Raw genomic sequence first — 23134 nt, 5'->3', positions numbered from 1 at the left:
GATCCGGAGTTCGAGTACCGTGACCCGCCGTACCCGGCCCCTGCTGGCCGCCCTCGCCCTCGCCACCACCCTGTTGGCGACCTCGTGCAGCAGCTCCGGTTCGGAGGACGAGGACGACCCCTCGGCCGACGCCACCGCCGCGCAGCCCCCCGCGGCCACCGCCGCCCCCGTGCCCGGCACCCCGGGCACCCCGGGTACTCCGAGCACCCCGGCCACTCCGGGCACCCCGAGCGTCCCCGGTACGCCCGGCACCCCGGGCACCCCGACCAGCGCTCCGACGGGCACCCCGACCGGCAGCCCGACGGGCGGCACCCCGACCGGCGGCCCGGCGCCGCAGCCCGCCGGCTCCCGCTGGCAGCCGGCCCCCGGCCTCGCCTGGCAGTGGCAGCTCGGCGGCGGGGTCGACCAGTCGGTGGACGTCCCGGTCTACGACATCGACGGCTTCGAGACCGACGCCTCGGTGGTCGCCGCGCTGCACGCCAAGGGCCGCAAGGTGATCTGCTACATCAACGCCGGTTCCTGGGAGGACTTCCGCCCCGACGCCGCCGCCTTCGCCAAGGCCCTGCAGGGCGGCGGCAACGGCTGGAAGGGCGAGAAGTGGTTCGACATCCGCAAGCTCGACCAGCTGAAGCCGCTGATGGCGGCCCGCTTCGACATGTGCAGGTCCAAGGGCTTCGACGCGGTCGAGCCGGACACCATCGAGGCCTACAACCAGGACAGCGGCTTCCCGCTGACCGCCGAGGACCAGCTCCGGTACAACCGCATGCTGGCCGCGCTCGCCCACGAACGCGGCCTGGCGATCGGTCTGAAGAACGACCTGGACCAGATCCCCGCCCTGCTGGGCGACTTCGACTTCGCCGTGAACGAGGAGTGCTCGCAGTTCAACGAGTGCGCCCGGCTCTCGCCCTTCATCCAGGCGGGCAAGGCGGTGTTCCACGTCGAGTACAAGCTCGGCACGGAGAAGTTCTGCGTCCAGACCAAGGCCCTGGGCTTCAGCTCGATGCAGAAGAAGCTCGAACTGGACGCCTGGCGGCGACCCTGCTGAGGGAGCAGGGGCCACTCGGCCGCCAGGCACCAGTTGTTACTTGACCGCCAGCCAGACGACGGCCGCCACCACGACCACCGCGACGACGGCGATCGCCGCGATCACGCCGGTCCGGCGGTTGCCGCCACTGCTGTAGGTGGAGACGGAGCCCGGTGCCTGGGGTGCCGGGGTCTCGTCGACGAACGCCCGGAACATCTGGGTGCTGCCGGCGGGGTCGTAGTCGTTGTCAGCCATGGCAGGGACTCTAACGAATCCGCCCGTCTCGACGACACCCCGGACCCCGCCCCGGTGATCACCCGCGGCCGCCCGCGTGATCGTGCCCGCCCAGTGCAACGGCGACACGACAAGCTCGTGAAGACCTGCGGGTCCGAGGAATCGCCGCCGACCCGATCAGGTTGACTTCACTCATGACCGAAAACCACAGTGACGCCCCCAGGGTGAAGCTCGGCACCTCCGACCTCGCGGTGTTCCCGCTCTCGCTCGGCGGCAACGTCTTCGGCTGGACGGCGGACGAGGCGCAGTCCTTCGCCGTGCTCGACGCGTACACCGCCGCCGGCGGGAACTTCGTCGACACCGCCGACACCTACTCCTCCTGGGTGCCCGGCAACAGCGGCGGCGAGTCCGAGACCATCATCGGCAAGTGGCTGCGCAGCCGCGGCCGCCAGGACGACCTCGTCGTCGCCACCAAGGTGGGCATCCACCCCGAGGCCACCGGCCTGAGCGCGGCCAACATCAAGTCCGCCACCGAGGCCTCGCTGCGCCGACTCGACGTCGAGCGCATCGACCTGCTCTACACCCACCGGGACGACGACACCCCGGTGGAGGAGTTCGTCAGCGCGCTCAACGAGCTGGTGAAGGAGGGCAAGGTCGCCGAGATCGCCGCCTCCAACATCAGCGCCGAGCGGCTCGCCGAGGCGCTGGCCTTCTCCGAGCGCGAGGGCCTGGCCAGGTACGTCGCCGTTCAGCCGCACTACAACCTGGTCTCGCGCGCCACCTTCGAGGGCGCGCTGGCGGACACGGTCGCCGACCACGGCCTGTCCACCGTGCCGTACTTCGCCCTCGCCTCCGGCTTCCTGACCGGCAAGTACCGCCCCGGAGGCCCGGGCGTGGACAGTGCCAGGGCCCAGGGCGCCGCCCGGTACCTGGAGGACGAGCGCGGCCCCAAGGTGCTGGACGCGCTGGACGCCGTCGCCGCCGAGCACGGTGTCGAGCTCGCCACCGTCGCGCTGGCCTGGCTCGCCGCCCGCCCGACCGTCGCCGCCCCGCTCGCCAGCGCCCGTACGGTCGAGCAGCTCCCCCCGCTGCTGGCCGCCGCCTCGCTGCGGCTCACCCCGGAGCAGACGGCCCTGCTGGACGCCGCCTCCCGCTGACCCGGCGCGCCGGACCGGTCCGGGGCGGCACGCGGGGCCTTCACCGGGACGACTCCCGGCGAAGGCCCCGCGCTCATCGGCTACGGACGACCGAAGTGGGTCGGGCGGAAGCCGCTGCTGATGGTGGATATCCGCACCGTCCTGCCAGGCCTGGGCGCCTCGACGAAGGTGTTGCCGCCCAGGTATATCCCCACGTGGTGGATGCCCGAGGCCCGGCCGCTGTCCGACCAGAACACCAGGTCCCCGCGGCGCAGCTGCCCGGCGCTGATCGGCGTGGTGGCCGCGTACTGGTCGTCCGCCACCCGGGGCAGGCTGATCCCGCTGCGCCGGTACGCCTGCTGGACCAGTCCCGAGCAGTCGTACCCGGACGGGCCGTTGCCACCCCAGACGTAGGGCTTGCCGAGCTGGGCGAGCGCGTACTCGATGGCGGCCTCGGTGCTGCCGGAGGCCGACTCGGCTGGCGCGGCGGGCTTGGCCGCAGGTTGGGCCGCGGGCTGGGCGGGCGCCGAACTGCCGGACGAACCGGACTGCCCGGTACGGCTCAGGTAGATGTCGTAGTGGCTGGTGTACCGCCACTCGCCGCCACCGTTCTTGAACCAGTACTTCGAGCCGTCCCAGCCCTGCCTGATCCCGGAGGACGCGGCCGGGCCGTTGGAGGCCGCCGCCTTGCCGCTCGAACCGCCTGACGCACTGGAACCGACAGGTGTACCGGAGCCGACGGGCTTGGCGATGTGGCCGGCGTACACGTCGTAGTGGCTGGTGTAGCGCCACTTCCCGTCGGCGTTCTTGAACCAGTACTTGGAGCCGTCCCAGCCCTGTTTGCCGGCCGCGGCGTGCGCGGATCCGGCACCGGCCGTCAGACCGACCACACCGGCACCCGCCAGCACGGTGGTGGCCAGGCAGGTATTTCGCACGGCGCGGTGTATTCGTCCGCCGCCGCTCGCACCGGCCGACGTCCCTCGCGCGGTCCGCGGGCGGCCGGCGCAGTTCAGGCAGCCGCACCCCGCCAGCGCGGGAGTGCCGCCGAGCATCTCCTCGAACCCGATCAGCGCGGCGTCGGCGTCGAAATCGATGTCGGCGTCGAGGTCGAGGCCGAGCGCGCTGTCGAAGTCGGCGTCCGTGCCGGTGGCTATCCTCATGCCGGTCGTCCTTCCTTCCGCCCGGCCCGGGCGGCCGGGGACGGTACCGAGGCGGCCACTCCGGCCGGGGCGACGAAGGCGACCAGCAGCTGCTCCATCAGCGCACTGCGGGCGGCCTCGTCCAGTTCGTGCGCGGTGGCGCGCTCCAGCCGCCGCACGGCGAGCGCCGCGGCCTCCACCGCGTCGTCCACCAGCACCGTGCGCAGGCCCGCGTCCAGGTCCGCCAGCCGGCGGCGGCGCATCGACTCGGCGACCTCCGGCGCGTAGTCCAGCGCCAGTGGCTGCGCCGAGTAGACCTCCAGGCCGGCCGGGGCGACCTCGGCGGCCAGCCCCCGGGTGAGCTCGTCGGCGAACCACTGCCCGTCGCGCAGCGCGGGCCCGGGTGCCGCGTTGCTGTCGCAGGGCAGCATGGACGCGGTACGGGTCAGCACCGCCTGGACCTGCTCGCGCAGGTAGTTCTCGTGGTCCTCGATGGCCAGCAGCGCCCGGGCGGTGTCCTTGACCCGCCAGACGATCAGCAGCCGGACGATGATCGGTGTGCCGGTGCGGTCGACCACCTTGACCGGCTCGCTGCGCCAGTGCCGCAGCCGCACGTCCACCCGGCGGCGGCGCAGCAGCGGGTTGACCCAGACCAGGCCGGTGCGGCGGACGGTTCCCCGGTAGCGGCCCCAGCGGGTGAGCACCCTGGTCTCGCCGCCCGCGTTGGCCAGCAGCCCGGCCAGCACGACGAGGATCAGCAGACCGGCCACGGTGACGGCGGTGACGGACCGGGCGTCCGCCTCGGACCCCCCGCTCGCCTTCGCGGCGGCGCTGCGCAGGTCGGGCACCGCGTCCCAGGCCGGGATGACGCCGTCGTGCAGCAGTACCAGCAGTACGGCGGCCACCCCGACCAGCAGCGCCAGCAGGGCGATCCAGCCGGGCACCGTGCCGGCGGCGTGCTCGCGCAGTGCCTGGTCGGCACGCGGGGGGCGGCGGGAGGTGGTGGCGGCGACGGCTCCGGCCGGCGCCGGGTCCGGGATCGCCAGCGCCTCCGCGACGGCCGTCTCCAGGGGATCCCGCAGGTCGACGGGGGTGCCCGAGGTGGCCGCCGGGAGCGGGACGACCGCCATCGGCGCGGTGGCCGGGCCGGTCGGCGTGGCGTTGCGGCCCGCCTTGGCCAGCGGGCTCGAACCGGAGGCGGAACGTTCCGGCAGCGCCGGGGGGAGTGCTTTCGGCAGGTGGTCGGGTCGCTGCGAAGAATCGCGGGTGACGTCCATGCACGGATCCTCGTGGTCGGTGTGTCGCGCAACGGGCGGCCCGGATCTGACGGGCAGTGCCAAGATCAGGCTAAGTTCATACGTCATCAAATGCGACATTTGAGGTGTCGTGTGTCGACATTTCCTGACGAATCGTCCGAAGCCGACCTGACGCGCAGGCACATGGGCTGATGGTTCGGATGGGCTCAGCGCCGCCGCGCGCCGGGCCCCCGGGCGAAGACCCGGCGGGTGATCAGGCCGATCCCGGTGAGCAGCAGGAGGAAGCCGGCGAGCGCACCGCGCCAGCCGCCCGAACCGGGCCGGTCGGCCGCCGCCTCCGCGGCCACGACCCCACCGGGCGGCGCGGCCAGCGCCCGGGAGGACTCGGCAGCGGACTGCACCTCCGGGTCCCCGGCGACGGGTCCGACGGAGGCGGGAACAGCGGACGCCGGACCGGCCGCAGCCGACGCGGCAACCGGCGACGGGGAGACGGACAGGGCGGGAGAAGGAGAGGGAGTGGGCGAGGGAGCCGCGGACAGGAGGCCACTCGGGCTCGCCGTCACACCCGCCGGTGCGGACACGCCCGGCGACACCGGGGAGCCCGACGCACCGGCCGACGCAGCCACGCTCGGCGAGACGGACACGCTCGGCGAAAGCGAGGAGCCCGGCACCGCCGGCCGTCCCGGAACGGCCGCGATCGGCGGCACGACGACCGGTACGACCACCGGCAGCAGCCCCGGCGCAACAGGATCGAGAACGGGAACGGACGGGACGGACGGACTCACCGAGCCCGGCGGGGCGGACGGTGACACCGTCGGGACGGGTACCGAGGGCACCGGAACGGTGGGCGCCGACGACGGAGTCGGACCCGCGACCGGCGGCACAACGACCGGTACGACCACCGGCAGCAGCCCCGGCGCAACAGGATCGAGAACGGGAACGGACGGGACGGACGGACTCACCGAGCCCGGCGGCACGGCCACCGAGGGGCTCGCCGCCGCGGGGGCCGGAGCAGCCGCCGCAGGTGAGGCCGGTACCGCCGCCGGGGACGTCGGGGTCGGAAGGCCCGATGCCGACGGGGACGGGACCGGCACCGAGGGCGTAGGCACGGGCGAGGGGACCGCCGGAGCGGGCACAGCCGCCGTGGGCACCGCGGGCGAGGGAACGACCGTCGGGGAAACGGTCGGCACGGGCACCGCCGGCAGGGACACCGACGGCGAGGCCGTCACCGAAGGCACCACCGAAGGAGTCACCGGAGCCGCCACCGAGGGCGACGGCACGACCGGTGAAGGCGTCGAAGGCACCGGCACCGCCGCCGCGACCCGGATGCCGACCGGATCCCCCGGCGTGCCGTTCCCCGCGAGATCGGTCGCCGTGACGAGCAGCCACTGCTCACCCTCCGGCAGATCGCGGTTGGCCGTGCAGGTCCAGCTGCCGTCGATGGCCACGGTTGCCCCGCAGGCCACGACCCGCTCGGCCGCGGCCGAGTCGGAGGCCGGCCCCGAGCCGCCCACCCGGGCGGTGACGATCACCCTGGCGCCCGCCTCCGCCCGCCCTGCCAGCTTCGGCCGGGCGATCCGGACGGTCTCGCCGGCGGCCGGGGCGGTGAGCACCGGACGGGCCGGCGCGACGGTGTCCACGACCAGTCCGGTGGCGCGCCCCGCCGTCCGGTTCCCCGCCCCGTCGACGGCGGTCGGGGTGAGCTGGTGCCGACCGTCCGTCAGGTTCTCCACCGGCAGGCAGGACCAGGCGCCGTCGGAGCGGACGGCCGTGCTGCACAGTTCGACCCCGGCACCGCGCACTCCGGCCGACTGGTCGGCGACCGAGACGGTGCTGCCCGCCTCACCGGTGCCGGTCAGCTGGAGTCCCGGGTCGTTGGTGTACTCCGGCAGGGTGAGGGCGGGGGCGGCCGGCGGCGCGGTCTTCACGGTGATCCGGATCGGTTCGCCGCGCAGCACCACCCCGCCGCTGGTGGTCTCGACCGGGGTGAGGGCGTGGACGCCGGGGCTGAGCGCGCCGCCGGGGCGGCAGGACCAGTCGCCCTTCTTCCCCGCCCGGGCACGGCAGAGCGTGGCGTCCCCGTCCCGGACCTCCACCGTCGCGCCCGAGACCGCGCCCTCGCCGCGCATCTGCGGGCGGGCGTCGGCGACCACGGCGCCGTCGACCGGTTCGGCGATCTCGGGGCGGGCGGCGCCGACCGTCAGCCGGATCCGCTGGTCCAGCACCTGGCCGGAGTCGGCGAAGCCGCCGGGGGGCACCAGCTGGGCGGCGTCGCGGCCGATCCGCAGCCGGGCCCAGGTCTCCCCCGAGGATGCGCCGGCGGGCACGGTCCACTCCAGGACGGTGTGGTCGGCCCCGGCCGGGACTTCGCTCTGCACCCGCTCGGTGGCGTCGAAGCGGCCGTTGCGGTCGAAGTCGACCCAGCCGGCCAGGGTGGCGGTCGCGCCGCCCACCGCGACCGGCACGGTCAGCCGGTAGTAGCGGCCGATCGCGGCCTCGGCGGGGTATCCGATGCTCGGGTCCGCGCCCTGGTACTCACCGCGCCCGGGCTGGAGCTGCGGCGGCGCCGGGCTGGACCAGACGCTGCGCCGCCCCGCGCCGTGGTCGAGCTGCACCAGCGGCTCGTCGGCCGGATCCGCCCCGGCACCCGCCCCGGGGCTCGAGCCCTCGACGGAGGCGGGTGCGGGCGCCGACGACCGGGCGGCGGTCTGCCGGGCGAGTCTGGCCGGGGAGGCCGCTTCGGCGCCGAGGAAGAGGTCGGAGACCAGATGGGAGGCGTTCCCGTAGCCCTGCGGGGCGGTGCCGACGCCCTCGTCGACGGTGACGGTGTACGCCTGGTTCAGCCGGACGGGCGCGGTGGTGCTGCCGGCCCGGGCGGTGGAGCGCTGCTCGACCCGGAGCACGGCGGTCCGGAACGTCCCGGCCAGCTCCAGACTGCCCTCGGCGGCCGATCCCCCCGAGCCGTCGGAGGCGCCGTCGGCCCCGGCGGGGGCGAGGGAGTTGCCGTCGACCGTCCAACCGGGCCAGTCGGTGCGGTTGACCAGGGCGGGCGCGTCCGGCGAGCCGCCGGTGACGGTCAGCCGGGTGGCGGTGCTGGTGGTGCCGTCCTTCCCGGTGGCGGTTGCGGCGAGTCCGCTGAGGTGCAGCCGGGGATTGCGGACGGCCCGGGAGAAGGTGAGCTGGAGCGTTCCGACGGTGCGCCAGGAGCCGTCCGCCTGCGGACGGTCCTCGGCGATCCGGAAGGTCTCGGCCGGGTCGCCCGGCCGCAGGCCGTCCGTGTAGAGCGCGGCCGCCCGCCCCCCTCCGGCGCGGTCGGCGAGCTCACCCGGCTCGGCGGTGACGCTCGTTCCGGGAGCGGGCGAGAAGTCGAGCTGGACGGAGAGCCCGGAGGGCAGCAGTGCGCGGTGCTCGCCCGACCAGGTGTCGGGTGACTGCTGGGCGGCGGAGAACGGCGGGTTCCAGCCGATCAGCAGTCCGGCGGCAACCACGGCGCAGACGCCGGCCGTGGTCAGGGGCAGCCGCCTGGCGCTGCCCGTCCGGCGAATCCGCCGCTCCGGGGCCGGGCCGGACAGGACGGCGTCGCGGGGAGACTGTCGGCTCATCCGGCTCTCCTTCGGTGTCGGCTGCCTGGGACGGGCAGTCTGGGCACAAGATCTGACAAAACGGAATCACGATCCTGGTCCGGTCATACTTCGACACCTGCGCTATTGGCCGTGTCCCACCCGAACAGCCGTCATCCGACCGGCAGGAAGGATGTACCCGAAAGAGATGCATTTCATCCATTAGGCGGCGTATCGCGGTGAATCCGACGATTACAACCAGGCGCCGCGGTCCGGCAGCTGACGGCCCCTCGGGATGCCCTGTTCGAATGAACCGACCGCTCGGGAGCGCCAGGGCCCGCGACCACGGACCTCGCTCCCGCCACGAGCGGTCTCGCGGCCGCCGCACCCTGTGGCCCGCCGTCGCCGGACCCTCTGTTCGAACACGATCCCGGCGTCCGCGCGCCACCCGCCGACCGTCCGGACGATCGGCGGGAGCGGCTCCCGGGCGGCACTCGGAGCCCGGTCACCCCCCCCCCTGGAGGACGCCGCCCCCGATCGCCCTGCCGCGGGAGCCGGGCGGCCACCCCGGCGAGGCCTTGACTCCGGAGACCGAGGCCTCCCCGGCGGCCGCCCACGACGTGACCGCCGACACCCCGGGACGGGGCCCGACCACCGCCCGGAAAAGCGGAGAAGCCCCCGGCCGATGGCCGGGGGCTTCCCTGGTGGTGCGCTCAGCAGGATTCGAACCTGCAACCTCTTGATCCGTAGTCAAGTGCTCTATCCGTTGAGCTATGAGCGCAAGTGCCGGGCGAACCCGGTCTTGCGAAGGTTTGGTGCGCTCAGCAGGATTCGAACCTGCAACCTCTTGATCCGTAGTCAAGTGCTCTATCCGTTGAGCTATGAGCGCTCGCCCTGGTGAACGTGCCACCGGGGCGGTGCGGGAACAACATTACATGACCTGCGACTCGGGGCGAAATCGATTGATCCGGGCCGTACCGGACCCCGCCCGGCGATCATGCAGAGAGCCCCGCCGACGTGCTCGTCGGCGGGGCTCTCGGAGGCGGAGGCTGAGGGATTTGAACCCTCGATCAGGAATAACCCCGAAACCGCATTAGCAGTGCGGCGCCATAGACCGGACTAGGCGAAGCCTCCTCCACATGGAGCGCGCCCGTCTGGCGGACCCGTTCCGTGTGCCTGTGATGATGCCACAACCCAAGGGCCCGACACCAACCACCGCCAACGTTACTAGGCGGGTCGTCCCCGCCGCAAAGAAGAATGAGATACTGCCGTCTCCGGAGGAGCTGCCCTGAGCCGAGGAGACCTGTCGACGTGAGCAGCAGGCCGATCCGAGGCGCTGCTCGCCTCGCCGCCATACTCGACGCACTGCCCGACGCGCTGCTGCTGGTGAACAGCAACGGCACCGTCGTCGATGCCAACAACGCGGCCGTCCGGGCGCTCCAAGCCCCCGGCACCTCGCTGGTCGGCATGGGCGTCCTGGACCTCCTGCCCGAGTTCGACCCGAGCCGGATCCCCGGCTCGATGCGACCGGCGCCCCGCGAGGACGACGCCCTCGACCGCCCGGTGCGGATGACGGCCCGCCGCACCGACGGCACCGCCTTCCCGGTCGAGGTCTCCGGCAACGACTTCGCCGACGACGGCGCCGGCGAGGGCCGCGGCTACGCGCTCTCCCCGCTCGTCCCCTACGACCCGTACCGCGAGGGCTCGTCCTCCGGCAGCGACCTGCTCCTGCTGCTGGTCCGCGACCTGTCCAGCCGGCTCGGCGTCGAGGCGGAGCTTCGCCGCCAGCACAAGCAGACCGAGATGATCCTGCGGGCCGCCGCCGAAGGCGTGCTCGGGGTCGACCTCGAAGGCCGTTGCGTGCTCGTCAACCCGGCCGCCGCGCACATCCTGGAGTACCGGGCGAGTGAGCTGGGCGGGCGCGAGCTGCACCCCCTGATCCAGCACTCCCGGGCCGACGGCACCCCGCTGGCGCTGGAGGAGTCCGCGCTGCTGGACACCCTGACCTCCGGGCGCAAGCACCGGGTGCGGGGCACCGTGCTGTGGCGCAAGGACGGCCGACCGGTCACCGTCGACCTCACCACCGCCCCCGTCCGGGACGGCGACCAGCTGGTCGGCGCGGTGATGACCTTCACCGACCGCAGCCGCGAGCTGGCCCTGATCGCCCGCAACGAGCACCTCACCGCGGTGCTGGAGAGCGAGCTGGGCGGCGCGCTGACCGCGCTGCACCGCCGGATCGACGCGCTGGCCGGCGACCCGGCCGGGCAGCTCTGGCCGGAGGCCAACTGGACGCTGCGCCGGCTCGCCGACGAGTGCCGGCGGTTCGGCAAGCTGATCGACGGCGTGCTCGCCCACCAGCGCTCCGAGGCCGGCGACAGCGGACCGGCCGGCTCCGGCGACGGCCGCACCGACGGCAAGGGCGAGCCGAAGGCCACCGAGCGCGTCCCGGTCGCCCTGGACAAGGTGGTCCGACGGGCCGTCGAGCACGCGGGCGAGCTGGTCGGCGCGGGCCGGGTGCGGTTCTCCGTGCACGCCGCCGCCGTCGAGGTGATCGCCGACGAGCAGCGGCTCGCCCAGGCGCTGGCCCACCTGGTCGCCGACGTCAGCGGGGTCGCCCTCTCGCTGGACGCCACGCCGGCGGTGTCCTCCCCCGGGCTGGCCGCCCCCGGCGCCCCCGCCCTGCCCCCGGCCGACGGCGACGTGCCCATGGTGGTGCTCGCGGCCGCCCAGCGCGGCGAGGTCGCCCGGGTGGAGATCCGCGGCCCCGGGCGCGGCGGCAGCCCCGTCCACCTGCCGATAGCCCGCACGGTGGTGGAGCGTCACGGCGGCGTGCTCCAGCCGCACGAGCTTCCCGGCAAGGCCGGCACCACCTATGTGGTCGAGCTGCCGCTGGACCCGGTCGCGGCGAAGGCCGCCGCCGAGCGCGCCGCCGCCGAGGGCCGGTCGGACCGGCCCAAGGAGACCGACAGCGCCGTCCTGCCCGACCTGCCGGGCATCCCGGAGCTGCCCGCCGCCGCACCGCGCCCGGAGGAGGACGCCGCCGAGGACACGGCGGCCCCGGGCGACGCCGCGCCGGAGCAGCCCGCCGAGCAGCCGGTGCCCGAGCGGCGCGGCCGCCGCGGACGGGCCGCCGAGGAGCCGGCCGCACCCCCCGCCACGCCGGAGCCGGCCGCCGAGCAGTGGCCGAACGCCCCCGCGCGGGTCGAGCGGGCCGTCCCCGAGCAGTGGAACGGCACCGGGAACGACCCTGCCTACGGGCGCCAGGGGATCGGCGGACCGGAGAACCCGGCCAGCGATCCGTGGGGCAAGGACGACGGCGGATCCGGTCCGGCCTACGCGGTACCGGTCGACGGCGAGCACCAGGACGCTCCGGCCGCCGAGGAGGCCGACGCCCCCGGCGGACGCGGCCCGATCGCGCTCGGCCCCGCTCCGGAGCACCCCGCGCCCGAGGGCGCCGAGCCGACCCCGGCTACGGGGACGGCCGTCCCCGCCGACGCCGAGACCGAGCAGAAGCCGTCCCGTCGGCGCCGGGCCCTGCCGACCGCCGAGGACTCCTCCGGCGCGATCTCCCTGCCGGGCGTCCCCGACCCCGGCACCCAGTTCTACCCCGGCCTGGAGCACGCGCTGCCGGCCGGCCCGGCCCCCGCGGCGGCCGAGCCGCCCGCCGTCGCGCCGACCGGTCGGCGCCGCCGGCTGGCCGTCCCGCCAGGCGCGGACACGGAGGCCCCGGAGGCACCCGCCCCGACGCCCGGCACCGCCCTGGAGCCGGCCCGGCCCGCCCTTCCCGCGGCCGCCGTCGAGCAGGCGCCGCAGGCACCGCAGCCGCCGCGTCCGGTCGGCAGCGGCCTGGCCGAACTCGCACCGCCGCGCCCGCTCGGCGGGCCAGGCGAGGCCTACCCCGGCGGCATCCCCGCCCCGGCCGGACCCCCGCAGCTGCCCGCCGCCCCCGAGCTCCGGACGGCCCCCCGCCCGATGGCCGAGCTCCCCGCCGCCGCCCCGCACGGGGAGGACACCGGCGACCACCCGGCCATGGCCACGCCCGCCGCGGACGGCGGCCCGCGCCGCCTGCTGGTCTGGCCCGAGCCCGACGCGGCCACCCGCCAGGCCCTTCAGGACCGCGGCTACCGCCCGGTGATCGTCCGCTCCCGCGAGGAGGTGGACGCCCAGGTCTCCGGCTTCCCCGCCGCGCTCTTCGTCGACCCGCTGACCGGCCCGATCACCCGCACCGCGCTGCAGTCGCTGCGTACCGCGGCGCTGAACAGCCGGGTCCCGGTGCTGGTCACCGCCGGCCTCGGCCAGGCCACCCGGGACGCCGCGTACGGCGCCGACCCGGCCGTGCTGCTGCGCGCGCTGGCCCCGCGGGACGGCGAGAACCACGCCCCGCGCGTGCTGCTGGTCGAAGGCGACCCGGACATCGCCGCCGCCATGATCAGCAGCCTGGAACGGCGCGGCATGCACGTCGAGCACGCGTCCGACGAGAACGACGCCGTGGCCCGGGCCAGCAGCGTGCAGCCGAACCTGGTGGTGATGGACCTCTTCCAGATCCGCCGCCGCCGGGTCGGCCTGCTGGACTGGCTGCGCACCAACGACCGGCTGCACCGCACCCCGCTGGTCGTCTACACCTCTGTGGACCTCGACCCGCGCGAGCTGCCCCGGCTGCGGACCGGCGAGACGGTGCTGTTCCTCGCCGAGCGCTCGACCAGCGCGGACGTGCAGTCCCGGATCGTCGACCTGCTCGGGCGGATCGGCGCCATGGGTGAGGCGGGCGTCGCCGCCGCCGGCTGACACGGCGGAGGGCCGGCCACCCGTGGTGGCCGGCCCTCCGGTCCGTTCCGCTCCGCGCGGCCCGGACTACTCCTTGCCGAGCACCGTGACGTCCAGGCCGTCCGCCGCGTAGGTCGCCCGGATCACCTTCTTGTCGAACTTGCCGACCGAGGTCTTCGGCACCGACTCGACGATCGCCCAGCGCTCCGGCAGCTGCCAGGAGGCGATCCGCTCGGCCAGGAAGGCCCGCAGCTCCGGCAGCCCCGCGGTCGCGCCGGGCCGCAGGACGACGGTGGCCAGCGGCCGCTCGCCCCACCGCTCGTCCGGGACGGCGACCACGGCGGCCTCGGCGACCTGCGGGTGGGCCATCAGCTGGTTCTCCAGGTCGACCGAGGAGATCCACTCGCCGCCGGACTTGATGACGTCCTTGGCGCGGTCGGTGAGGGTGAGGTAGCCGTCGGGGGTGATGGTGCCGACGTCCCCCGTGCGCAGCCAGCCGTCCTCGCTGAACTTGTCCTCCGGACGCTCCGGGTCGTGGCCGGCGCCGCCGTAGTAGGCCCCGGCGATCCACGGGCCGCGCACCTCCAGCTCGCCCGCCGAGACGCCGTCGTGCGGCATCCGCTCGCCGCCCGGGCCGGTCAGCCGGGCCTCGACGGAGGCCGGGAAGACGCCCTGGGTGACGCGGTACTCCCACTCCTCCTCGGGGGTCAGGCCGCCGGGCGGCTGGGCGAACGAGCCCAGCGGGGAGGTCTCGGTCATGCCCCAGGCGTGCACCACCTTGATGCCGTGGCGCTCGTCGAAGCCGCGCATCAGGGCGGGCGGGCAGGCGGAGCCGCCGATGACCACCATGCGCAGGCTGGAGGTGTCGTAGTCCCCCGCGTCGAGCTCGTCCAGCAGGCCGCTCCAGATGGTGGGCACGGCGGCGCTGACGGTGGGCCGCACCCGGGCGATCATCTCGGCCATGGGCTTGGGCTGGAGGAAACGATCCGGCATGAGCAGGTTGGCACCCGACATGAAGGCGGCGTGCGGGATGCCCCAGGCGTTCACGTGGAACATCGGGACGACCGGCAGCGCGGTGTCGCGCGGGGTGAAGGCGAAGTTGTCGCCCGTGTTGACCTGGAGGCAGTGCAGGTAGACCGACCGGTGGCTGTAGAGCACGCCCTTCGGGTCGCCGGTGGTGCCGGAGGTGTAGCAGAGCACGGCGGCCTGGCGCTCGTCGAGGTCGTCCAGCCAGGGGTACTCGGTGGGCCGGTCGGCGATCAGGTCCTCGTACTCGTGCACGGTGCCGGCGAAGCCGTCCAGGACGGACCGGTCGCCGGGCCCGCTGACCACGATGTGCTTGAGGGTGGGGTTGAGGGCCGGCAGGACGGCGGCGAGCAGCGGGAGCACGGTGCCGTTGACGATGATCACGCGGTCGGCGGCGTGGTTGACGATGAACGCCAGCTGCTGGCCGGGCAGCCGCAGGTTCAGCGTGTGCAGCACCGCCCCCATCGACGGCACCGCGAGGTACGCCTCCAGGTGCTCGGCGTTGTTCCACATCAGCGTCGCCACCCGGTCGTCGCCGGTGACCCCGAGCTCGTCGCGCAGCGCGTACGCGAGCTGCGCGGCCCGCGCCCCGACCTCGGCGTACGTCCGGACGACCGGCCCGGCGCCGTCCCAGGTGGTGACGGTCGACCGGCCGTGGATGGTGGCACCGTGGGTGAGGATCCTGGCGACGGTGAGCGGTACGTCCTGCATCGTGCTGAACACGGGTCCTCCTTGACCTGGCGGCACCTGGGCGGGCTCCCCCGCCTACTGGGCGGTAATCTCGGGCAGCCGAGGCCGATTGTGCCTCCCGGCGGGGCCGATGTCAGCATCCTCGGCCCGTTGAACGGATCACGGCTTCGCGTTGGTGACGATTCGTCGGACGCCGGTCGAAAACAGCGGGATCTGTGGCGGTGTCACCTCGGCGCGGATAGAGTATTGCTTCATTATGAATGACGTACATAACTCAGAGCTGTCCTCCGACTCCGACGGCCTCCTCTACGACCCCGGGGTCAGAGCGACCATGCGGGCGTTCGCGGCAGGCGACGGCACGCTCACGCTGGAGGCGGCCGCGGCGGTCCGCTCGGCTTCGCAGGCCGTGGACCGGTTGCGCGCGCAGGGCGCGGGCGGCCGCGGCCTCAGCGCGGGTGCGCTCGATCTCCTCGCCCGACTGAGCGTGGCCACCGACGAGGGGCTGAGCATCGGCGACCTGGCCCGCGCGGCCGGTGTGAGTTCGCGCAACGTCACCGGCCTGGTCGACACGCTGGAACGCGACGGGCTGGCCCGACGAGTCCAGGACCAGCACGACCGCAGGTCGGTCAGGGCCCGGATCACCCCGGCCGGCAGCGACTGGCTGGAGGCCTTCCGCCAGCCGACGCAGCGCGCCATGTCCGCCGTCTTCCGCGGCTTCTCCGAGGACGAACTCGCCCGACTCCGGCACCTGTGCCTGCGTCTGGTCGAGAACCAGCACCGGATCGAGCGGTATCTGGCCGACGTCCAGCCCGACCAGCCGACCTCCTGAACAGGACAAGGAGCACCGCATGACCGCCGACGCCTCCAGCAGGCACACCGTCAGGACGTACTCCGCGGCCCGGTTCCGCGGCGATGTCGCCACGGCCGTGGCGCGCAATACTGAACGGCATGAGCGACAGCCATGACGATCGCCAGGTGCAGCGCGAGCCGGCCAGATTCCGGGTGCCGTGCCCGAACTGCGCCGGGGGTGTGCGGACCCGCGCCCGCCTCGGGGTGCGGGCCGACCGGACGGGCACGGGGTACATCTCCGAGACCTGTCCCGACTGCGCCGGGCAGGGGTGGATCCCGCTCGGCAACGGCGAGTGGAAGCGGGGGTCGGCCTAGGCAGGTGCCTGGGCCGGGGTGGCGCGGTCGGTGCGGCAGAGGCGGACGCAGACCTCGGGTTGAGGGGTGTACGCCGGGTCGAGGTGCCAGCCGTGCTCGGCCGCGATGCGCAGGACCTGCTGGGCGCCGGCGCCGCGGTAGGTCGCGAGGTTGATCCGGATCCGGCGGACGAAGGTGCCGTCCGCGGCCACCACGCCGCGGGCGGGCCCCTTGTCGCGGGCGGCGTCCTGGCGGATGTCGCGGGCCAGGATGCGGCGGATGTGGCGGTCCCAGGCCGCGGCGCCACCGGTCAGCTCCGCCCAGAACGCGCGGGGCCCGACCGCCCAACGGGCACCCCAGCGGTCCCAGTAGTCCGGCTCGGCGCGGTCCAGCCAGAAGGTGGAGAGGCAGTACACGGGAACGTAGACGACCTGCAGCACCAGGATGACGGGGAGCAGCAGGGCGAACCTGCCCGGGCGCGGCCCCCACGGCGTGCCGGGCGCGGCGGGCGGGTCGTGCGGACCGGGCGCGTGGATCTGCGCGGGCGCGGGGAACCGGCGGCCGAGCCGGACGTGGTTGCGGTCACCGCTGTCGGCCACCCCGTGCCAGCCGTAGCGCTCGGCGAGGCGCACCACGCCGGCCGCGCCGAGGCCGCGGTAGAGGCGTACGGCGAGCCTGACCCCCATCGCGCGGCTGAGGTCGGCGGCGACGTCACCGCCGCCGGCGGCGTACTCGGCCTCGGCGCTGCGGATCCGGCGCTCCAGGATCGGGGCGACGTAGCGCTCCCAGTCCTCGGGGCGGCCGGTGAGCTCGGCCCTCAGGCGGCGGGGCGGGATGAAGGAGCGGTTGACCTTCAGCCAGGCGTCGGAGTCCGGGCCGGACGGGCCGCCGCCGCCCGCCCAGAGCAGGAGCGCGATCAGGGCGGCCAGGGCGGCGATCCAGAGCGGGGCGTAGATCCACTGGAGCGTGAACTGCAGCAGGACGGCGGTCCGGCTGCGGCGCGGCCCGGGGCCGGGGAAGCCGCCGGTGGCCGCCAGGGCGCCCGGGGCGGGGGCCTGCTGAGCGGGCGCCGGCTGAAGGGGCGCCTGCGGAGGTGGCGCGTACTGCGGCGATACGGGCTGCGGCGCTACAGGCTGCGACGGCACGGGTTGCGACGGCACGGGTTGCGGCGGGACCGGCTGCGCGTACGGGTTCTGCTGGTACGGCCCCGGTTGCTGGTACGGGTTCCCCTGGCCGTACGGGTGCTGCGGCGGTGTGCCGTACCCGCCTCCGCCGTAGTGCCCCTGCTGCTCCGACACGCCCGTCCCCCTGTGCCTCGATCGAGTCGACGGCACACCCTATCCGGGGCACCGGACGGGGGAGGTGCGAGGAAGGCCCCGGATCAGTTCGCCAGCGGGGTGTCGACCTGGTTGCGGTCGATGGTGAGGGCGGCTCCCCCGTAGGTCTCCTCGACGTTGCCGCGGTACTGGTGGACGCGCTGGTGTCCGGTCCAGAGGTCGGCGGCGAGTGCGCCGCCGCCGGCGGTGTCGGCGCCGTCGTTCCAGCGCGCGTACCAGACGCTGTCGGGCAGCGGGGAGCTGCCGGCCCGGGCGGCCGCCGCGAGGTCGGCGATGCCGGAGTCGAGGCTGGAGTAGAAGCCGGAGCGGTAGCCGGCCACGTGCAGGCCCTGGGTCCAGCCGAGGGTGAAGTCGACGACCGCCTGGCCGCAGGCCGCGTCCCGCATCGGGTACGCCTCGATGTCGAGGAAGACCGGACTGCCCGCGCCCAGCCCGACGGCCTTCAGGCCGCCGACCGCCTCGACCGCCTCGTCCCGGCCCTGCTGGACGGCGTGGGCCGGGTCGATCCGCGCGGGTTTGCCCTTGAGCTCGCTGCACGGTGCCTGCAGTCCGACGTGGACGGGCAGGAACCGCCAGCCCATCGCCCGCGCCTGGCGGACCCACTCGGCGCTGAGCCGGGGCTGGGCGCAGCCGCGCTGGGCACCGCTGGTGTAGATGCCGACCGCGCCGTACGGGGAGGTGCCGCGCCAGGCGCGGAGGGTGTCCAGCGGGGGCGCGGTACAGGTGTCGAAGGCGGCACCGCTGAAGAGGTCGCGGGTCCGGGCGGCGGGTGGACCGGGCCGGTCCGGCAGCACGGTGCCCCGGATGCGGGGGGCGGCGGCGCCGACCGGGGAGGTCGCCTCGGCACTCAGGCCCGTCAGGCCCGTCCCGTCGGTGGCGAGGAGCAGGACCAGGGATGCGGCGGAGAGGGCCGCCGGGCGGAGATAGCGCACCCGCCATTGATACTGACGGACCATCGGACGATTGCGGCAACCGCGCCGCACGTGCCGCCGGAGCTCACCCTTTCAGCCGCACCCGTCCGCATCCGTCCGCATTTTGGTAACGAGCTTGCCCCGCACTTACTCCTTACGGCAAACTCGCCTCTATGCCCACGTCCCCTCCCGTCGAAACCGCCGCCCCGACGCCGGCCGCCGCCGTCGCCGAGGCTCTTGCCATGCCGCCCGCCCCCAAGGGCGAGCCCGCCGGCGAGCGCGGTGGCTGGCGACGAGGCGGGGCGCCCGGCACCGAGCCGCCCCCAGGCGCGCTGCCCGCCCGGCCCACCGGCCGACGGATCCCGAAGCTGATGCGGCGCCCGGAGCGGATCCCGGCGCCGCTCTTCTGTCTTGCCGCGATGTTCCTGGTACAGCTCGGCATCGCGCTCTCCAAGCCGCTGTTCGGCCCGCTCGGCGTCAGCGGCACGACCTTCCTCCGGCTGGGCTTCGCCGCGGTCCTCCTGCTGGCCGTCACCCGGCCCCGGCTGCGCGGGCGCCGTCCGCGGGACCTGGCCGCGGCCGGACTGCTCGGGATGGCCTCGGCCGGGATGACCCTGCTGTTCGCCGGGGCGATCGACCGGCTGCCGATGGGCACCGCGGCGACCATCGAGTTCCTCGGCCCGCTCGCGGTGGCGCTGGTCTTCGCCCGGCGGGCCAGCCACCTGCTCTGGGCGCTGCTGGCGGCCGGCGGGGTGGCGCTGCTGACGCTGCTCGGCGAGGGCGACGGCGGTTCGTCGCTGGACCCGGTCGGGCTGGCGTACGCCTTCGGGGCGGCCGCCTGCTACGCCGCGTACATCCTGTTCACGGACAAGGTCGGTGCCGCGTTCCAGGGCTTCCAGGGCCTGGCCGTCTCGATGACGGTCGGTGCGCTGACGGTGGCGCCGTTCGGGTTGAGCCAGGCCTGGGACGGGCTGACCGCGCCCGGTGCCTCGCCGCTGGTGCTGCTGCTCTCGGTGGCCGGGGTGTCGCTACTGCTGCCGGTGATCCCGTACACGCTGGAGATGACGGCGCTGCGGCGGATGCCGCAGCGGGTGTTCAGCGTGCTGGTGAGCCTGGAGCCCGCGGTGAGCGCGCTGGTCGGCCTGGTGGTGCTGGGCCAGCTACTGGGCGGGCCGCAGCTGGCCGGCATCGGCTGCGTGGTGGCGGCCAGCGTGGGGGCCACGCTGACCGGTCGGCGCTGATCGGGTCGGGGCCGCGCCGCCCTTCGGGGGCTCACGGCTCCCTGAGGCTGACGGTTTCCTGCGGGTCCGTGCCGGTCGCTCAGGGCCAGAGCAGGGTGCGCGACCACTCCGGGGTGCGGACCGGACCCGTCCGGGTGTAGCGCAGTCGCACGTGCCGGCGCTCGGCGTCGCCCTGCCAGAACTCCACCTCGTGCGCCCACAGGGTGTAGACCGCGTGGCCGGCCGCGACGGCGTCCGGGGTGGCCTCCAGCCGACGGCGGGCGGAGGCGGAGGCCTCCTCGTACTCGCCCAGGGCGGCCAGCGGCTCGCTCTGCCGGCCGACCAGCGAGGCGACCCGGGAGGCCGGGGAGCGGGTGGCGAACTCGGCCGCCGCGACCTGGTCCGCGGCCCGCTCGACGGTGCCGCGGACCCGGATCTGGCGCCCGAGCGGCGGCCAGTAGAGGGTCATCGCGGCCGCCGGGTGGTCGGCGAGCTGGCGGCCCTTCGGGCTGTCGGCGGCGGCCGAGAAGACCCAGCCGGTACCGGAGGCGTCGACGTCCCGCACCACCAGGACCCGGGCGTCCGGGAGCCCGTCGGCGTCGACCGTGGAGAGCGTGACCACCTGCGGGTCCAGGACTCCGGCCGCGAACGCGTCGGCGAGCCAGTCGACGAACAGCGGGCCGGGCTCGGCCGGGGCGGTGTCCGGGTCGAAGGACGGCAGCGGACGGGCCATCGGCGGGCGGCCGAGCAGCAGCTCGGGTACGGACCTGGCTTCGGACCTCGGCTCGGACCCGTGGTCCGGCCGCGGTGCGGGCGTGGACTCGCCCGGGCCGGTCAGGCCCTCCTCCTCCGCTGCCATCGCGCCCTTCCCTCCGGTTGCCGCGGCCGCAGCCCGGTCGGTCGGGCCGAGACGGCCCGGGCGCGGGGTGCGCTGTCGGAGCGCAACCGTACCGCCGAGGGGTGACGGACCCGGGCGCGGGCCCTTGCTGCGGGGTGTCCGGGCGGGGCCGGGCGGGGCCGCCGGACCGTTCCGAGGGTGATTCGGGAGTGCTTCAACGGCAAGTCACAGGCGCTTTCGAGGGCGCGCCAGAGGGAGCGCCTGAGGGAGCGTCAAGGGAGTTTCAAGAGGGCTTCGAGGCTGTTCCGGCGGCGGGCGCCGGACGCACCGGTGGGCGGTGCCGACGATCGGCACCGCCCACGAGCCCGGCTCGCGGTGACCCTTTCCGCTACCCGGTTCCATGCTTCGCTTCGAACCCTGCCGCGGACGCTCAGCCCACCCGCGGCCATCCACCTCCGGCGCCCCCGCCGGCGGTGGAATCCGCCTCCGTCAGTGGAAGACCGGGGCGAAGACGATGTTGAAGTTCCTGTTGTCCTGGCCGGCCAGGATGACGCCCGCGTTGTCCTTCACCGCGAGGGTGTTGGCCTGGTTGGAGGCACCGGAACCGGTGGCCGTCTGCTGGGTGGAGACGTAGTTGCCGTCGACGGATCCGAAGACGTTGCCCGTCCCGACGTTCGACACCACGCTGCCGTTGGAGCCGTCGTTGGACGCCGCGCCGTTGTCGGCGGCGGCGGCACCGGCTCCCGCGAGCAGCAGACCGGCGGCAAGCGGAGCCGCGAGCAGAAGACCGGCCACTCGGTGGGTGCGGATGCGAGCCATAAGAATCCTCCAAAAAACTGAAAATCATGCATTGCCGTACACGGTGTGCGGGAGTCCGTCGGCCAGACGAACACCTGCGGGCTGCGACGCCGGGAGACAGACTTCCGCAACAAATCGACAAAGCACCACCTCCCGGCGGCCTTTTCGCCCGTTAGCGTGATATCCGGACCTGGGCGCATAACGATCGAACCAGCGGCAACCACGCCGACACACCGCCACCGAGCTGGGAGTTCGCTCGAACGATGGCAGCGTCGCGCGACCCTTGCGCGGGCGTGCGTGCACCATTCGGGTGACCCCGCGCACCACCCCCGCGCGCAGCGCCAGTGAACGCGCCCCCTAATGGTGCGGTCGGCCACCCTTGTCGATATATCCAGCCATTCTCGGACTATTCAAAAAATCCGATAAAGCAGGAAAGCGCCCCGCATTTCCACTCCTCGGAGATGCGGGGCGCTTTGGGTGCTTGGGGCTCTTGGAACGCTTGATGACGGGGATGCGGGGTTTCGGGCAACAGTCGGTCTGACGATCAGACCGCCTTGCCCGGGTTGAGGATCCCCAGCGGGTCGAAGACCGCCTTCAGCTGCCGCTGCAGCTCCATGGCCACCGGCCCCAGCTCGCGCGCCAGCCAGTCCCGCTTCAGCAGCCCGACCCCGTGCTCGCCGGTGATCGTCCCGCCCAACTCCAGCCCGAGCGCCATGATCTCGTCGAAGGACCGCTGCGCCCGCGCCGACTGCTCGGGGTCGGCCGCGTCGAAGATGACGATCGGATGGGTGTTGCCGTCGCCCGCGTGGCTCACCACGCCGATGGTCAGCTCGTGCCGCTCGGCGATCACGGCGACGCCGTTCAGCATCTCGGCCAGCCGCGAGCGCGGCACCGCCACGTCGTCGATCATCGTGGTGCCCAGCCGGTCCATCGCGGGCAGCGCCAGCCGCCGCGCCTCCAGCAGCATGTCGGACTCCGCCTGGTCCTCGGCCGGCACCACCTCGGTCGCGCCGGCGGCCCGGCAGATCGCCTCCACCGCCGCCAGCTCGGCCACCCGGTCCGGCCCGTCGAAGGCCACCAGCAGCAGCGCCTGGGTCGACTCCGGCAGCCCCATCTGCCCGAGTTCGTTGACGGCCCGCACGCTGACGGCGTCCATCAGCTCCATCAGCGACGGCGTGAGGCCGCGCGCCATCACCTCGCAGACCGCCGCACCCGCCGTGTCCGCACTCGGGAACTCGGCGGCCAGCGCCAGCTGCGCCGCGGGGGCGGGTCGCAGCGAGACCACCGCCCGGACCACCACGCCCAGCGTGCCCTCCGAGCCGACCAGCAGCCGGGTCAGGTCGTAGCCCGCGACACCCTTGGCGGTCCGACGGCCGGTGGAGAGCAGCCGGCCGTCCGCCAGCACCACGTCGAGCCCGAGCACGTACTCGCTGGTCACCCCGTACTTCACACAGCACAGGCCGCCCGCGCCGGTGCCGATGTTGCCGCCGATGGTGCAGGACTCCCAGCTGGACGGGTCCGGCGGATACGCCAGGCCCAGTCCGGCCGCCGCGCGGGAGAGTTCGGCGTTGATCACGCCCGGTTCGACCACCGCGATCCGGTTCACCGCGTCCAGCTCCAGGATGCGGTTCATCTTCACCATGGACAGCACGATGCAGCCGTCCACCGCGTTGGCCGCGCCGGAGAGCCCGGTGCGGGCGCCCTGCGGGACCACCGGGACGCGCAGGTCGGTGGCGGTCCGCAGCACGTGCTGGACCTGTTCGACCGTCTCCGGGAAGACCACCACCGCGGGGGTGCCGGCCGCGCAGAAGCCCGCCATGTCACGGCTGTAGGCGGCCGTCACATCCGGGTCCACGGTCAGCGCGCCGGGCGGGAGGCCCTGGGCCAGCCGGTCCGTCAGATCACTCATCGCCGTCTCCGATCGCCGCCGGGGTGCGGGCCCGTCCCGTCCCGCCGCACTCTGCCCCGTGCCCGCGGGAGCGGCAAGTACGCGCACCGACCGCTTCAGGGGTGCTTCAGGGGTGCTTCAGGGCCGCCGCGTGTCCGCGTTCCTGCTTT

16 protein-coding genes and 3 tRNA genes are annotated in these 23134 nt (G+C 74.3%); 6 read left to right on the top strand and 13 right to left on the bottom strand.

What is annotated here, in order from left to right:
* The first annotated feature begins 19 nt into the window (after positions 1–19).
* The gene (locus ACIGZJ_RS09610; RefSeq protein ID WP_396456696.1) at positions 20–1045 is read left to right on the top strand and encodes an endo alpha-1,4 polygalactosaminidase; all 1026 of its coding nucleotides are present in this window, start codon (positions 20–22) and stop codon (positions 1043–1045) included.
* 36 nt (positions 1046–1081) lie between these two features.
* Here the strand turns inward: ACIGZJ_RS09610 and ACIGZJ_RS09605 are convergent, their stop codons facing one another.
* Positions 1082–1279, bottom strand: coding sequence for a hypothetical protein (locus ACIGZJ_RS09605; RefSeq protein WP_396456695.1), 198 nt, complete (start codon positions 1277–1279; stop codon positions 1082–1084).
* 173 nt (positions 1280–1452) lie between these two features.
* On the opposite strand from ACIGZJ_RS09605, the gene ACIGZJ_RS09600 reads away from it, so the two are divergent.
* Positions 1453–2415 (top strand): aldo/keto reductase, encoded by a 963-nt coding sequence (locus ACIGZJ_RS09600; RefSeq protein ID WP_396456694.1) that lies wholly within the window; start codon positions 1453–1455, stop codon positions 2413–2415.
* 80 nt (positions 2416–2495) lie between these two features.
* Here ACIGZJ_RS09600 and ACIGZJ_RS09595 read toward each other — a convergent pair whose 3' ends face one another.
* The 6 genes from ACIGZJ_RS09595 to ACIGZJ_RS09570 form a co-directional block, all read right to left on the bottom strand.
* Positions 2496–3554, bottom strand: a complete 1059-nt coding sequence (locus ACIGZJ_RS09595) for a C40 family peptidase (protein WP_396456693.1) — start codon at positions 3552–3554, stop codon at positions 2496–2498.
* Positions 3551–4810, bottom strand: a complete 1260-nt coding sequence (locus ACIGZJ_RS09590) for an SPFH domain-containing protein (protein ID WP_396456692.1) — start codon at positions 4808–4810, stop codon at positions 3551–3553. Before ACIGZJ_RS09590 ends, ACIGZJ_RS09595 begins: the two co-directional genes overlap by 4 nt.
* A gap of 185 nt (positions 4811–4995) precedes the next feature.
* Positions 4996–8391: an Ig-like domain-containing protein gene (locus ACIGZJ_RS09585; RefSeq protein ID WP_396456691.1), complete on the bottom strand. Its 3396-nt coding sequence runs from the start codon at positions 8389–8391 to the stop codon at positions 4996–4998.
* A 663-nt stretch (positions 8392–9054) separates the two neighbouring features.
* Positions 9055–9130, bottom strand: a tRNA-Arg gene (locus ACIGZJ_RS09580).
* Positions 9131–9162: 32 nt separating this feature from the next.
* Positions 9163–9238: transfer RNA gene (locus ACIGZJ_RS09575), tRNA-Arg, on the bottom strand.
* Positions 9239–9392: 154 nt separating this feature from the next.
* Positions 9393–9483: transfer RNA gene (locus ACIGZJ_RS09570), tRNA-Ser, on the bottom strand.
* Positions 9484–9660: 177 nt separating this feature from the next.
* Here ACIGZJ_RS09570 and ACIGZJ_RS09565 point away from each other — a divergent pair.
* Positions 9661–13134, top strand: coding sequence for a PAS domain-containing protein (locus ACIGZJ_RS09565; protein WP_396456690.1), 3474 nt, complete (start codon positions 9661–9663; stop codon positions 13132–13134).
* Between the two features lie 66 nt (positions 13135–13200).
* Here ACIGZJ_RS09565 and ACIGZJ_RS09560 read toward each other — a convergent pair whose 3' ends face one another.
* The gene (locus ACIGZJ_RS09560; protein ID WP_396456689.1) at positions 13201–14862 is read right to left on the bottom strand and encodes a long-chain fatty acid--CoA ligase; all 1662 of its coding nucleotides are present in this window, start codon (positions 14860–14862) and stop codon (positions 13201–13203) included.
* Positions 14863–15085: 223 nt separating this feature from the next.
* On the opposite strand from ACIGZJ_RS09560, the gene ACIGZJ_RS09555 reads away from it, so the two are divergent.
* Together ACIGZJ_RS09555 and ACIGZJ_RS09550 are read left to right on the top strand one after the other, a co-directional pair.
* Complete coding sequence (locus ACIGZJ_RS09555; protein WP_396456688.1) at positions 15086–15658, top strand: MarR family winged helix-turn-helix transcriptional regulator; 573 nt, start codon at positions 15086–15088, stop codon at positions 15656–15658.
* A gap of 119 nt (positions 15659–15777) precedes the next feature.
* Positions 15778–15993 (top strand): hypothetical protein, encoded by a 216-nt coding sequence (locus ACIGZJ_RS09550; RefSeq protein ID WP_392930596.1) that lies wholly within the window; start codon positions 15778–15780, stop codon positions 15991–15993.
* On the opposite strand, the gene ACIGZJ_RS09545 is transcribed toward ACIGZJ_RS09550, so the two are convergent.
* Together ACIGZJ_RS09545 and ACIGZJ_RS09540 are read right to left on the bottom strand one after the other, a co-directional pair.
* Entirely contained in the window at positions 15990–17270 is a 1281-nt protein-coding gene (locus tag ACIGZJ_RS09545) for a hypothetical protein (protein ID WP_396456687.1), read from the bottom strand. The two genes, ACIGZJ_RS09550 and ACIGZJ_RS09545, sit on opposite strands and share 4 nt — an antisense overlap.
* Positions 17271–17353: 83 nt before the next feature.
* Complete coding sequence (locus tag ACIGZJ_RS09540; protein WP_396456686.1) at positions 17354–18241, bottom strand: DUF1906 domain-containing protein; 888 nt, start codon at positions 18239–18241, stop codon at positions 17354–17356.
* A 152-nt stretch (positions 18242–18393) separates the two neighbouring features.
* Here ACIGZJ_RS09540 and ACIGZJ_RS09535 point away from each other — a divergent pair, with 152 nt between their 5' ends.
* Positions 18394–19461: an EamA family transporter gene (locus tag ACIGZJ_RS09535; RefSeq protein ID WP_396456685.1), complete on the top strand. Its 1068-nt coding sequence runs from the start codon at positions 18394–18396 to the stop codon at positions 19459–19461.
* Positions 19462–19540: 79 nt separating this feature from the next.
* On the opposite strand, the gene ACIGZJ_RS09530 is transcribed toward ACIGZJ_RS09535, so the two are convergent.
* The 3 genes from ACIGZJ_RS09530 to ACIGZJ_RS09520 all read right to left on the bottom strand — a co-directional run bounded on the left by ACIGZJ_RS09530 (position 19541) and on the right by ACIGZJ_RS09520 (position 22985).
* Positions 19541–20299 carry a pyridoxal 5'-phosphate synthase gene (locus ACIGZJ_RS09530; RefSeq protein WP_396456684.1) on the bottom strand — a complete coding sequence of 253 codons (759 nt, stop codon included), beginning with the start codon at positions 20297–20299 and terminating at the stop codon, positions 19541–19543.
* 468 nt (positions 20300–20767) lie between these two features.
* Positions 20768–21097, bottom strand: coding sequence for a hypothetical protein (locus tag ACIGZJ_RS09525; protein WP_392930586.1), 330 nt, complete (start codon positions 21095–21097; stop codon positions 20768–20770).
* Between the two features lie 523 nt (positions 21098–21620).
* Positions 21621–22985, bottom strand: a complete 1365-nt coding sequence (locus tag ACIGZJ_RS09520) for an FAD-binding oxidoreductase (RefSeq protein ID WP_396456683.1) — start codon at positions 22983–22985, stop codon at positions 21621–21623.
* Positions 22986–23134 lie beyond the last annotated feature (149 nt).

The sequence above is a fragment of the Kitasatospora sp. NPDC052868 genome (genome assembly GCF_044547105.1).
Taxonomy (GTDB): domain Bacteria; phylum Actinomycetota; class Actinomycetes; order Streptomycetales; family Streptomycetaceae; genus Kitasatospora.
The sequence above is the reverse complement of the archived record's forward strand: the minus strand, read 5'-3'. Positions and strand labels throughout refer to the sequence as shown.